Below are 12,632 nucleotides of genomic sequence, written 5' to 3'. Positions count from 1 at the left end.
GGAGTGCGATAGTCTTTTCCTCGGCCCGCACGGGAGTGCGCAAGCCGAAAATGCGGTCGTAGCTCAATGGATAGAGCATCTGACTACGGATCAGAAGGTTGGGGGTTCGAGTCCCTTCGACCGCACACTGTGTTGAGACAGTAGAAGGCCCTGGTGAAAACCAGGGCCTTCGTCTTTTCCGGTGCGGAGCGGAGCTCCGCCGGCTGAGGCTGACCGAACGTCAGTGCAGGAAGAGCAGCAGGCCGGCGACCGCGATGAAGAGCACTCCGAAGATCGTGTTCAGCGTGCGCTGTCCGCGCACGGTCCGGGTGAAGCGGCGGAACCCGTGCGCGGCGACGGCGAAGAATCCCCACATCACGGCGATGTCCACGACCACGCAGGTCGCGGCGACGATGAGGTACTGCGGCAGCAGCGGCTGATCGGGGCGGATGAACTGCGGCAGGAACGCCAGGAAGAAGACGATCGCCTTCGGGTTCAGCAGGTTCACCCACACCCCGCGGCGGAACATCGTCCAGCGTGATTCCGGGGTCTTCGGCCGGTCCGGCTCGCCACTGGCCTCGACCAGGTGCGGCTTCTGCACGATCTGCCGGATGCCGAGGAACACCAGGTAGGCCGCGCCGGCGTATCGGATCACGTTGAACGCGATCTCCGATGATGCGACCAGGACGCCCACACCGAGCGCGACGATGATGATGTGGATGATCAGGGCGGTCTGCTGGCCGAGAATGCCCCAGATCGCTCGGCGGAAACCGTGGTTCAGTGCATTGCCCATGGTGAACACCGCGCCGGCGCCCGGCGTGAAGCTGATCACGATGGTGGCGCCGAGCAGCGTCAACCAGAGTGAGAGCGGCACAGCGCCAGCCTAGGGGCACGCGAGCCCCTCCTCGGACCGCGCATTCACCCGCCTGGGCAGGTGCACTCGCTTCCGGAACGGCATGCGCAGTGGCCATCAATCGTTGTCGCGGGCGCGGGTGACATCGCTGCGCGCGCGGCCGATGCCGTATCGACGACTCCGACCACGCAGACGACGCCCAGGACGACGAGGATGACCAGCGAGACCCAGGCGCGGGAGAGCAGACCGACGATCGCCATGACTCCCGCGGCCACGCCGAGTACGAGGTAGCCCCAGAACCAGCCCACGGACTGCGCCGGCGTGACGCGCGACGGTTCGCCGAACAGGGTGAAGGAGACCGTGAACTGCTGCCAGATGAGCACGGCCACGGCGATGATCAGTCCCGCCGCGGCGACCCGGCACACGATTCGCCATCGCCTCGGGGCTCCGTGGTTCGTGTCGACCGTCTCCATGGCATCACGGTAATCGGCCCGGCATGCCGTCGCGGGCATGCCGGGCGTCGCGTGCGTCAGGCAGTCCGGTGCTGGCGGTAGTAGTCCAGGAGTCCGCGGGTGGAGGCGTCCTGCGCGTCCACGGCGTCCTGATCACCCTCGATCGCCGGGGCGATCTGCAGCGCGAGCTGCTTGCCGAGCTCCACACCCCACTGATCGAACGAGTTGATGCCCCATACGGTGCCCTCGGTGAATGTGACGTGCTCGTAGAGCGCGATCAGCTGACCGAGCACGGACGGGGTCAGAGCCGCGGCGAAGATCGACGTCGTCGGGCGGTTGCCCGGGAACGTCCGTGCCGCGACGAGCGCGCCGGTGGTGCCCTCCGCCTCGACCTCAGCGGCCGTCTTGCCGAACGCGAGCGCCTTGGTCTGGGCGAGGAAGTTCGCCAGGAACAGCCCGTGCACGTCCCGGTCGCCGTCCCGGAGCGGATAGGCCGGGTTCACGAATCCGATGAAATCCGCGGGGATCAGGCGCGTGCCCTGGTGGATGAGCTGGTAGAACGCGTGCTGGCCGTTCGTCCCCGGCTCGCCCCAGAAGACTTCGCCGGTGGCGGTCGTGACGGGTGAACCGTCCCAGCGCACGCGCTTGCCGTTCGATTCCATCGTCAGCTGCTGCAGGTACGCGGGGAAGCGGTGCAGCAGCTGAGCGTAGGGGAGCACGGCGTGCGTCTGCGCGTCGAGGAAGTTCGTGTACCAGATGTTCAGCAGGCCCATCAGGACCGGGACGTTGCGCTCCAACGGCGTGGTCGCGACGTGCACGTCCACGGCGTGGAATCCGGCGAGGAACTCGCGGAAGACGTCCGGTCCGAGCGAGATCGCCAGTGACAGTCCGATGGCGGAGTCCACGGAATAGCGTCCGCCGACCCAGTCCCAGAACCCGAAGGCGTTGGCGGGGTCGATGCCGAATGCGGCGACCTTGTCCAGCGCGGTGGAGACCGCGACGAAGTGGTGCGCGACCGCGTCGGTGCGGGACTCGTCGGTGTCCTCGATCGCGCCCGCCTCGCCGAGCTTCGCCCACAACCAGTCGCGCGCCAGCCGCGCGTTCGTGAGGGTCTCCAGCGTGGTGAAGGTCTTGGACGCGACGATGAACAGCGTCGTCTCGGGGTCGAGGTCCGCGGTCTTCTGCGCGATGTCGGTGGGGTCGATGTTCGACACGAACCGCGCCTCGATGCCGGCGTCGGCGTACGGGCGCAAGGCCTCGAACACCATCACCGGGCCGAGGTCCGATCCGCCGATGCCGATGTTGACGACGTGCGTGACCTTCTTGCCGGTGACGCCGGTCCATTCGCCGGAGCGGACGCGGTCAGCGAAGGCGGACAGGTTGGTCAGCACCTCCTGCACATCGTGGTCGACCTGCTGACCGTCCACGACGAGAGCCGGTGATGCGCCCTTCGGACGGCGCAGCGCGGTATGGAGGACCGCGCGGTCCTCCGAAGTGTTGAGGTGATCGCCGCGCAGCATCGCCGCGAAGCGCTCGGCGACGCCGGTCTGCTCGGCGAGCCGGACGAGCGTTGCCAGGAGCTCGTCATCGACGAGGTTCTTGGACAGGTCGACGTGGAGGTCGGCGACGTCGAACGTCAGCCGTTCCGCGCGCTGCGGGTCGGCGTCGAACCAGGCTCGCAGATCGGGGGAGAAGCCGTCGGCACGCGCCGACAGTTCGGACCAGGCAGGGGTTGCGGTTGCATCGATCGGAGTGCTCACACCCCCACGGTATTGCCAACCGGCGGACAATGGGGCCGAGATCTCCGACGCGGCATGGCCCGCGCGGGTGTCGTGCGGATCTAGGGTGGAACGGTGTCAGCGTACGTGTCGGCATTCGACCTGTTCTCCATCGGCATCGGGCCGTCCAGTTCCCACACTGTCGGGCCGATGCGCGCCGCCGTCGACTTCGCTCGACGCCTCGTGCACGGTGACCTGCTGAGTCGCGTCGAGCGGGTGACTTGTTCGCTCTACGGGTCCCTCGGGGCCACCGGAATCGGCCACGGCACGCCGGACGCGGTCGTCGCCGGGCTGCGCGGACAGGAGCCGGAGACGGTCGACCCGGGGGCCGTACGAGAGGCGTGGGTCCGGTACCCGGCGGGCGAACCGCTGCTGCTGGCAGGTGCGCGGCCGGTGGCCTTCGCGAAGGACGACATCACGTTCGAACCGCGGACGCGCCTGCCCGGTCATCCGAACGCGATGACGCTGCGGGCATTCGACGAGGCCGGTGGCATCGTGACGCAGGAGACCTACTACTCCGTCGGCGGTGGATTCATCCGTCGCGACGGTGAGGACCGCGCGGTCGGGGCGGCGGAGTACCCGTACCGCTACGACGACGCCGCGTCGCTGATGCGCTTGTGCGACGAGACCGGACTCACGATCGCGGAGCTGGCTCGGGCGAACGAGGAGTCGCGGGCCTCAGAGGCTGAGGTGGCGGCCGGGCTGGACGCGATCTGGAACGCGATGTCGGGGTGCGTTGAAGCGGGTCTGCACGAAGGTGGCCTGCTGCCCGGCGGGCTGCGCGTGAGGCGGCGGGCGTCCGTGATCCGCGAGCAGCTCGAGGCGGTCGAGAACGACGGGCATCGTGAACTGCCGGGGGAGTGGCTCGGTGCGTTCGCGCTCGCGGTGAACGAGGAGAACGCGTCCGGCGGTCGTGTGGTGACGGCTCCGACGAACGGTGCGGCGGGGATCCTGCCGGCCGTGGCGATGTACTGGTGGCGGTTCCTGGCGGACTCCGGGCTCGGTCGCGGCAACGCGGTCACGCCGTACGGCGAGTTGGTCGGCAGCGCGCTCCTGGGCTTCGGCGGCGAGCCGACGGAGGTCCCGGACGGGGACGAGGAAGCGGTCGCGGATGCGAACCGCCGACGAGGCATCCGGCGCTTCCTGCTCACGGCGACGGCGCTCGGCTCGCTGTTCAAGGCGAACGCGTCGATCTCCGGGGCGGAGGGCGGTTGCCAGGCGGAGGTCGGTTCTGCGTGCGCGATGGCCGCCGGAGGGCTCACCGCCGTGATGGGCGGGACGACACGGCAGATCGAGAACGCCGCCGAGATCGCGATGGAGCATCACCTCGGACTGACGTGCGACCCGGTCGGCGGCCTGGTCCAGATCCCGTGCATCGAGCGGAACGCGATCGCCGCGTCCACCGCGGTGACGGCAGCCCGCCTGGCGTTGCGTGGTGACGGCCAGCACTTCGTATCGCTTGACATGGTGGTCGAGACGATGCGACAGACGGGCATCGACATGTCCACGAAGTACAAGGAGACCAGCGAGGGCGGCCTTGCGGTCAACGTCATCGAGTGCTGAATCCCGGCGGCTCCCTGGGCGGGCCCGCTAGGATCGCAGGCATGTCGAGTCCCGAGTCAGACAGGGCAGGGGTTGCCGGTCGCACCGCCAACCCCGCATCGCGCTGAGTCCTTCGCCCGTGATCCGCGGGCATGTCAGCCGACCCTCGCGGCGGCCGTGGCGACCGGAAGATCCCTTCTTCTGATCACTCACCACGGAGCACACGATGCCTCTCGCCGTCTATTCCCTCGCTCTCGCTGTCCTCGTCATGGGCACGTCGGAGTTCATGCTTGCGGGCCTCGTGCCCGCGCTCGCCGCAGATCTCGACGTCACCGTCGGCACCGCAGGACTGCTGACCTCCGGCTTCGCCGTCGGGATGGTCATCGGTGCGCCGCTGATGGCGGCGTTCGCGCGACGCTGGCCGCCGCGGACGACGCTGTTGATCTGTCTGCTCGCCTTCGCCGCGTGCCACGCGCTCGGTGCGCTCACGTCGGATTTCTTCGTCCTGACCCTCACACGGGTGGGAAGTGCCCTGAGCAACGCGGGTTTTCTCGCGGTCGCGCTTTCCACGGCGACGAGTGTGGTGGGGCCGGATCGGAAGGGTCGCGCACTGGCGACCCTGCTGTCCGGCACCACGATCGCGATGGTCGCGGGTGTTCCGGCCGGCGCGCTCCTCGGCGACGTGGCCGGGTGGCGAGTGACCTTCTGGGCCGTCGCCGCGCTGTGCCTCCCGGCCGGCGTGGGGGTCTGGGCAGGTGTTCCGGCCCAGCGGGGAGCGATATCGCAGGCGCCGTCCCTGCGCGCCGAGGTGTCGCTGCTTCGCTCGGGGCGGCTGCTGCTCGCAATGAGCCTCGGCGCGCTCGTCAACGGCGGCACCTTCGCTGTGCTGACCTTCCTCGCGCCGGTCGTCACGGACGTCGCGGGGCTTCGCGGTGAGTGGATCGCGGGTGCGTTGGTGATGTTCGGAGTCGGGTCGTTTCTCGGAGTCGCGGCGTCCGGGCGGCTGGCCGACAAGCGTCCGGGTCCGGTTCTCGCTGTCGGGGGCCCGCTTCTCCTGGTGGGCTGGTTCGGGCTCGTCGCGTCGGCTTCTCATCCCCCGCTGCTGCTTGCGATGGTGCTGCTGCAGGGGCTGTTGGCGTTCGGCGTCGGCAGTACGCTCATCGCGCAGGTGCTGTACGCGGCGGCGGACGCGCCGAGGATGAACGGCTCCTACGCCACAGCGGCGCTCAATCTCGGAGCGGTGGTCGGGCCCGCGCTCGGCGCGGCTGCGATGTCCGCCGGGGGTGGGGCGCTGGCGCCCGTCGGGGTCGCGGTCGTCCTCACCGCAGTGGCGCTGGCGATGATGGTCACGTGGCGGAGAACCCTCCTCGGCGTGCCAGGCGCACCGTCGTCGTAACGCTCCGGATGGCGAGCGCTGCGCGACCGTGGGCGCTGAACTTCAGGGCGCGGTGCCGGCGGTTCCTGCATCACCCTGGGAGGGGCGTGGCGTTCGCGGTGGTTCAGAAGGGTGGTGGGGTGTCGTCGGGTGTGGTGAAGACGACGGTGCGGGGTGGTGTGTCGGTGTAGGTGACCCCGAGGGGGCTGGTCCAGCGGATGAGTCCGCCGGGGAGGTTGTCGGCTTTCCATCTGGTGTGGTGTTTGAGGGTGTGGTGTCGGCGGCAGAAGTGGCCGAGGTTGCTGATCGCGGTCGGGCCGCCGTGGGCGGCGTCGATGGTGTGATCCGCGTCGGAGCGGGTGGCGGGGTATCGGCATCCGGGGAACCGGCAGTGCTCGTCCCGAACCCGCAGGATCCGGCGTTGGTCGGCGGAGGGCTGATACCGGTCGATTTCCAACACATGCCCCGTCGTCGGGTTCACGAACAGGCGGTCCCATCCGGGAGCGTTGCCCGCCAGGGCACGGGCTGTTTCGGTGTCGATCGGGCCATGCCCGACCAACTCCGCCACACCAGGAAGGCCACCCGCGGGAGGGCCCTCACCCTCCGTGGTGGTGGTGGTGAGGATGCTGACGGGGATGTTCACCTGCACGTGCGCGCGGATCCCCGTGAGCCCGTCGCCGGCGGCGGTCGGGTCGGCCGTCAACAGCAGATCGGCGAACACGTCGGCTTGGATCTGCGCCAACGTCCGCTCATCCCGCGGGACCTCACGACACGCGTCCTCATCCGTGTCCGGGGTGGTGGCTGGTCCGCTGGTGGGGGTGGATGTCTTGGGTCGGTTTTTGATGGTACGGGCGGTGGCGTGCAGGCGGTCGGCGATGCCGTGGGCCTGCACGGTGGGCAGGTGGGCGTACAGGTCGCTCATCCCGTCCTCCCCGTCCCGGACCTCCACGCACCGGGCGGCGCGGGCGGCCTGGTGGCGTTCATCGATGCTGTCGGTGCGGGCCGCTTCGGCCTCCATCACGATGCGATGCCGCAACCGTCCCGCCGACTCGTGTTCCGCGATCGTCACCGAGGAGGCTTCGAACTGTCCTCGGGCGGTGTCGTCGCTGATCGGGCACCCGGCGTCCATGATGGTCCGCACATGCGCCCAACTGATCCGCCCACCCGCGAGCGCGGCATGAGCGGCCGGGAACCGGTTCACCAGCTCCCAAGCATCCGAGATCCGAGCCTGCACCGTCCGGTCACTGACCCGCAGGGCCGCCCCCACCTCCGCCGACAGGTCACGGATCGCCAGATCACGATCCCGCACCCGGGTCGGGGAATCGGCGGTCATCTCCTCCGCGAGCTCGAACACCGCCGACAGCACACTCGCCTGCCGCGCCTGAACCCCCGCCAGCTGAACCGCCAGCGCGACCGCCGCGTCAACCAGAGCCCGCCGCCGCGCATCAAACCCCACCGGCACCGGCCGGTCCGGCCGGTCGGGTTCCTCGGGTGCTTCGCCATCGAATGCCATACCCACATTCTCCCACGAAATGGGAACATAACTACGAAACTCAGTACGGAGACCGCAACGCCCATCGCCGGCCCTGCTTGGTCGCCCTCGCGCACGACCGGTGTTTCCAGAGCGCGCCCGCGGTAGCTCCACATCGCGCACCACGCCAGCGTCTCTCATTCCCGCTCGCCCGCTCGTCGAGACTGCGATCCCGCACCCTCCGCGCTGCCCGGGATCAGCGTTACATCGTCGTCAGCATGCCCTTCCGATGACGGGAGGGGATCTCCGGATCGCAACCAGTGTCGGCTCTCTTCCTCCCCAGCGAAGTGAACCCGGCCATCTCCGGGCCGCAACTCGCAAGACGGCACGCCCGTTCCCCCCGGGCCCTGTGGACAATCCCCACGAGCAAACCGAAAGCGAACAAAACTACGACTATGACATCCCCTCCAGCAGAGACGACGGAGGGCCCGGGGCCACCCCGAGCCCTCCGCCGCGAAAGCCTGCTGTCAGTCGTTCGACGCGGCGTGCGCCGCGTCCAGTCCCGCCTGCGCTGCCGGCGAAAGCTTCGCCGCGGCAGCGGACGAGCCGGATGCCTGCGCGACGCCGGCGCCGAAGCCCCGGCCCACGGCCTGGCCCTGGATGATCGCGGCGATGTCCAGTCCGGTCGCGGCGTTGACGGAGTCGAAGACGCTGCGCAGGGCCTTGGCGGAATCGCCGCCGACGACCTGAGATGCGCCGTCTTCGGCGCTGCCGCCGATGATCGACACATTGCCGATGGCGGCGTAGCCCTTGGCGAACTCGGCCATGATCGACGGAAGCGTCTCCAGCACGCGCTGCGACAGGAACGCCTCCTGGTTGGAGGCGATGGCCTTCGCTTCGGCCTCGACGGCTGCGGCGCGAGCTTCACCCTCGGCGCGGATGGCGTCGGCCTCGGCCGTCGCACGCAGTCGGCGTGCCTCGGAGTCGGCGTTGGCCTGTGCGCGCAGCGCGTTGGCGTCACCCTGTGCCTTGGCCTCGGCGGCCGCGGCCTCACCACCGGCCCGAGCCTTGTCAGCCTCGGCCTGCTGCTCGGCGATGCGGGTGCGCGCCTCGGCCTGCTTGACCTGCTCGATCGCGGCAGCCGATGCGGACTGCTCGCGGGTGTAGAGATCTGCGTCGGCGCGCGTCTGCGCCTCGTACTTCTGGGCGTCTGCGACGCGCTTGACGTCGGCGTCCAGCTGGGCCTGCTTGTTCTCGGCCTGCTGCTGGAGAACGGCCTGCTCGGCCTGGGCGCGAGCGAGCTGCTCCGCCTGCTCGGCCTGGGCACGGGCGCGGCCGATCTCGGCGGACGCGTTGGCGGTGTTCGTGTCCAGCGCGGTCTGCTCGACCAGGTTCGCCTCGTTGTTGGCGATGTTCTTCTGGTTGATCGCGCGGTCCGCGTTGGTCTGGGCGATCATCGCGGCCTGGCGCTTCGCCTGGATCTCCGGCGCACCGAGGGACTGGATGTAGCCGACCTTGTCGGTGATGCCCTTGATCTGGAACGAGTCAAGGATCAGACCCTGCTCGGCGAGCTCCTGCGAGACCTCGAGCGCGATCTGGTCGGAGAACTTCTTGCGCTCACGCATGAGCTCCACGACGGAGAGCGTGGCGACGATTCCGCGGAGCGCGCCCTCCAGCTGCTCGGTGGTGAACTGCTCGATGGCCTTGTCCTGCGAAGCGAAGCGCTCGGCGGCCCGGCGAACGAAGACCGGGTCGGAGCCGATCTTCACAATGGCGACGCCGTCGACGTTCAGCGTGACGTTGTCCAGCGACTGCGCCTCCGCGTTCAGGAGCACCTGGCGGGAGCGGAGCGAGATGATCTCGAATCGCTGGGTGATCGGGTTCACGAGCGACTTGCCGTTCACGATGACGGTGACCGGCGACTCCTCAGTCTCGTTCTGCGAACCCATCGTGCCGTCAGCGTTGCGGACGGCGACCGTGCGCTGGACCTTCTGCTTGCGGCCCGAGATCACCAGTGCCTCGTCGGCGCGAGCGACCTTGATCCAGCTGCGTGCGAACAGCAGGATGATCAGGCCGACAATCACGAGCACGACGAGCGCGACGCCGACGATGATGAGCGTTCCGACGATTGCGGCGACTTCCATGAACGATTCCCCCTCCGGTCGTCGCGCGAGTGCGACGTACATGGAATCCTGCCAGGTTCTGCCGCGCAACGAAAACGACGGTGGGCATCGGTCCTACGATGGTCTGACCCGGCCCCGAGTCGGCTGGTACGCGAGGAGCACATCATCCCCGACAGCGCATCCCTCACGACTCCCTGGGGCGAAACTCTCGACCGGACCGGAGTGCCCCTCGCCGAGTACCCGCGCCCCCAACGGGTGCGTGCCGGGGGCATCATCCTCAATGGCTTGTGGGACATCGCCTTCACGCCGTTGCACGGCGCTGACGCCGTCACCGTGGCGGACCCGACCTCGCCGCCGGCCTCCTTCGGCGGCACGATCCTCGTGCCGTTCTCGCCGGAGACGGCGTTGTCCGGAGTCGGACGTGCGCTGCAACCGGACGAGACGCTCTGGTATCGGCGCCGATTCGTCGTCCCGACTCGCCGGGACGGGGACCGCGTGCTGCTGCACTTCGGCGCTGTGGACCAGTGCTGCCGCGTCGCGGTGGACGGCACCGAGGTCGGCGGCCACGTCGGGGGATACCTGCCTTTCACCCTGGATATCACCGCCGCCCTGACGGACGGCGGCGACCACGAGATCGTGGTCGCCGTGCGCGACGTGTCGGACACGTCCTGGCACTCCCGCGGAAAGCAGAAGACCGACCGAGGCGGTATTTGGTACACCCCGCAGTCCGGGATCTGGCAGACCGTCTGGTGCGAGGTCGTGCCGGCCGTAGCCGTCGACGACCTCGTGATCACGCCCCTCTTGGCGACCGGGGAGATCGAGATCACGGTGTTGAGTGACGGCGCCGCCCCCGACGCGCGTGCCGGTGTGGAACTCGTCGCGGACGGATCGTCACTGCTCGAGGCCGCCGTGCCGGTCGGCGAACCGACGCGGATCCGCGTGCCGGGGCCGGTGCGCCCGTGGTCACCGGAGGACCCCCAACTGTACGACCTCGTGATCACCCTCGACACCGACGAGGTGACGAGCTACGTCGGCATGCGCTCCTTCGGCGTCGGTGAGGACAGCGCGGGACGCCCGTGTCTGCTCCTGAACGGCGAACCGTATCTCCCCGTCGGCCTCCTCGATCAGGGCTATTGGCCGGACGGCGGGTACACGGCACCGAGCGACGAGGCGCTGCGGTACGACATCGAACTCGCGAAGAGCATGGGCTTCACCATGCTGCGCAAGCACATCAAGGTCGAACCCCTCCGCTGGTACCACCACTGCGATCGCCTCGGCATGCTCGTCTGGCAGGACCATGTCTCCGGCGGCACCGCCTACAAGGACGTGATCGTGACGGCTCCGGCGATCTGGTCTCCGCGGGTCAACGACTCTCGGCACGCCCTGTTCGGCCGAGCGGACGCGGCCGGCCGAGCACAGAGCGAGACTGAGCTCAGCGAGATGATCGAACACCTTCGCAGCGTGCCCAGCCTGGCGCTGTGGGTGCCGTTCAACGAGGCCTGGGGCCAGTTCGACGCCGCGCGCATCGCGGCGGATGTCGCGGCCCTGGACTCCACCCGGCAGGTCGACCACGCGAGCGGGTGGCACGATCAGGGGGCCGGTGACCTGTTCAGCAAGCACGTCTACTTCCAGAAGGTCCGCGTCACCCCCGCGTGGCGGGAGGACGGGCGCGTGATCGCCCTGACCGAGTATGGCGGGTATGGGAACGTCGTGTCCGGGCACACGTTTCCGAAGACGTTCAAGCCGTATCGGATGTTCGAGAGCGCGGACGACCTGGTCACCGCGTTCGAGCGCCTGCACACCGACGAGATCGTGCCGGCGATCCGCGACGGGCTCGCCGCGGTCGTCTACACGCAGCTGTCCGACGTCGAGGACGAGGTCAACGGCATGGTGACGTACGACCGTCGGGTGGTGAAGCTCCCGGTGCCGCGCGTGCGGGCCGTGACCGATGCGCTGCGGGCCGCGTTCAACGCGCCCAGCACGGCGTCCTCCGCCGCGTCGTCGGTCACGACGGGCGTCCCGGAGCGGGAGCTCACCTCTCCCGTTTCCCTGACCGGCCCGGAGGGCACCTTCAACCCCGACGCGCACGGCTGGGCGCGGCAGCCGATCGTCGACACCGCCGGCATCGACGGGCGGAAGACCTGGGGCAGGAACAAGCGCTGGGAGTACTGGTGCGTCATGACCCCGACGCACATCCTCGCCTGCACGGTGTCCTCGATCGATTTCGCCGCAGTGCACGAGGTCTGGGTGCACGACCGGGCGTCGGGGACCTCGGTCGGCCGCGGGGCGACCGGTATCGGTCCCTGGTCGGCGACGCTGCCGGCGAACGCTGAGGGCGGTCCGGCGCGCGCGCGGCACGGCGACCTGTCGATCGACATCGAAGAGGTGCCCGGCGGAACGCGCCTGCGGGCGTCGATCCCGGGAGCGTCCTTCGACGTCGTCGCCGAGCGACCGGAAGGCCACGAACGCCTCGCCGTCGTCGTGCCGTGGAGTCGCACGCGCTTCCAGTACACGGTCAAGGATCTCGCTCGCCCGGCCTCCGGCACGGTCACCGTGCACGGCCTCACTTCCCCGGTTCCGGCGGGGGAATCGTGGGCCGTCCTCGACCACGGGCGCGGTCGCTGGCCGCACGACATCACCTGGAACTGGGGGGCCGGCTCCGGTCGGCTCGCCGACGGTCGCGCCCTCGGCATCCAGGTCGGCGGGCAGTGGACGGACGGCACCGGGTCGACGGAGAACGCGGTGCTCGTCGGTACGCGCCTGCACAAGATCAGCGAGACCCTCAACTGGGAGTACGACATCAGCCGGCCGATGGAGCAGTGGCGGATCACCGGAGGGGGTCTGGATGTCACGTTCACGCCGTTCTTCGACAAGACCTCGAGCACGAACCTCGGCGTGATCTCCGCCCGAACGGACCAGTGCTTCGGCCGTTACTCCGGCACGTTCCGCACGGACGAGGTCGACATCTCCTTCACCGACATCGAGGGCTGGGCGGAGGACGTGCACAACCGCTGGTGAGCGCCGCGACCACCTCGTGACGCACAAGGCAGAACCAGTCC

The 12,632-nt window shown here is 69.1% G+C and carries 8 protein-coding genes and 1 tRNA gene; 4 read left to right on the top strand and 5 right to left on the bottom strand.

What is annotated here, in order from left to right:
- Positions 1-52: 52 nt before the first annotated feature.
- A tRNA-Arg gene (locus BN1193_RS11470) sits at positions 53-125 on the top strand.
- A gap of 95 nt (positions 126-220) precedes the next feature.
- Here the strand turns inward: BN1193_RS11470 and BN1193_RS11465 are convergent.
- The 3 genes from BN1193_RS11465 to pgi are packed head-to-tail and all read right to left on the bottom strand — an operon-like array spanning position 221 to position 3,044.
- Entirely contained in the window at positions 221-853 is a 633-nt protein-coding gene (locus BN1193_RS11465; protein WP_040166500.1) for a LysE family transporter, read from the bottom strand.
- A 44-nt stretch (positions 854-897) separates the two neighbouring features.
- Positions 898-1,305 (bottom strand): DUF6234 family protein, encoded by a 408-nt coding sequence (locus tag BN1193_RS11460; RefSeq protein ID WP_040166499.1) that lies wholly within the window; start codon positions 1,303-1,305, stop codon positions 898-900.
- Positions 1,306-1,361: 56 nt separating this feature from the next.
- On the bottom strand, positions 1,362-3,044 hold the full coding sequence (gene pgi, locus BN1193_RS11455) for a glucose-6-phosphate isomerase (protein ID WP_040166498.1): 1,683 nt from the start codon (positions 3,042-3,044) through the stop codon (positions 1,362-1,364).
- Positions 3,045-3,137: 93 nt separating this feature from the next.
- Here pgi and BN1193_RS11450 point away from each other — a divergent pair, with 93 nt between their 5' ends.
- Together BN1193_RS11450 and BN1193_RS11445 are read left to right on the top strand one after the other, a co-directional pair.
- A complete protein-coding gene (locus tag BN1193_RS11450; protein WP_040166497.1) occupies positions 3,138-4,625 on the top strand; it encodes an L-serine ammonia-lyase, iron-sulfur-dependent, subunit alpha in 1,488 nt (495 codons plus the stop codon).
- A 205-nt stretch (positions 4,626-4,830) separates the two neighbouring features.
- Positions 4,831-6,000, top strand: a complete 1,170-nt coding sequence (locus tag BN1193_RS11445; RefSeq protein ID WP_040166495.1) for a Cmx/CmrA family chloramphenicol efflux MFS transporter — start codon at positions 4,831-4,833, stop codon at positions 5,998-6,000.
- A gap of 103 nt (positions 6,001-6,103) precedes the next feature.
- On the opposite strand, the gene BN1193_RS11440 is transcribed toward BN1193_RS11445, so the two are convergent.
- Both BN1193_RS11440 and BN1193_RS11435 read right to left on the bottom strand, forming a co-directional pair.
- Complete coding sequence (locus tag BN1193_RS11440; protein ID WP_052460688.1) at positions 6,104-7,492, bottom strand: HNH endonuclease signature motif containing protein; 1,389 nt, start codon at positions 7,490-7,492, stop codon at positions 6,104-6,106.
- A gap of 485 nt (positions 7,493-7,977) precedes the next feature.
- Positions 7,978-9,594 (bottom strand): SPFH domain-containing protein, encoded by a 1,617-nt coding sequence (locus tag BN1193_RS11435; RefSeq protein WP_040166935.1) that lies wholly within the window; start codon positions 9,592-9,594, stop codon positions 7,978-7,980.
- Between the two features lie 201 nt (positions 9,595-9,795).
- On the opposite strand from BN1193_RS11435, the gene BN1193_RS18330 reads away from it, so the two are divergent.
- Positions 9,796-12,591, top strand: a complete 2,796-nt coding sequence (locus tag BN1193_RS18330) for a DUF2804 family protein (protein WP_230206489.1) — start codon at positions 9,796-9,798, stop codon at positions 12,589-12,591.
- The last annotated feature ends 41 nt before the right edge of the window (positions 12,592-12,632 follow it).

Origin of the sequence: Microbacterium gorillae (genome assembly GCF_000826185.2) — a bacterium.
Lineage (GTDB): Bacteria > Actinomycetota > Actinomycetes > Actinomycetales > Microbacteriaceae > Microbacterium > Microbacterium gorillae.
This window is presented reverse-complemented; position numbering and strand designations above follow the sequence as displayed.

Bases quoted from the DNA above. Each gene is read 5' to 3' on its own strand.
- BN1193_RS11460 (WP_040166499.1), bottom strand. From the start codon at position 1,305: ATGGAGACGGTCGACACGAACCACGGAGCCCCGAGGCGATGGCGAATC.
- BN1193_RS11445 (WP_040166495.1), top strand. From the start codon at position 4,831: ATGCCTCTCGCCGTCTATTCCCTCGCTCTCGCTGTCCTCGTCATGGGC.
- BN1193_RS11440 (WP_052460688.1), bottom strand. From the start codon at position 7,492: ATGGCATTCGATGGCGAAGCACCCGAGGAACCCGACCGGCCGGACCGG.
- BN1193_RS11435 (WP_040166935.1), bottom strand. From the start codon at position 9,594: ATGGAAGTCGCCGCAATCGTCGGAACGCTCATCATCGTCGGCGTCGCG.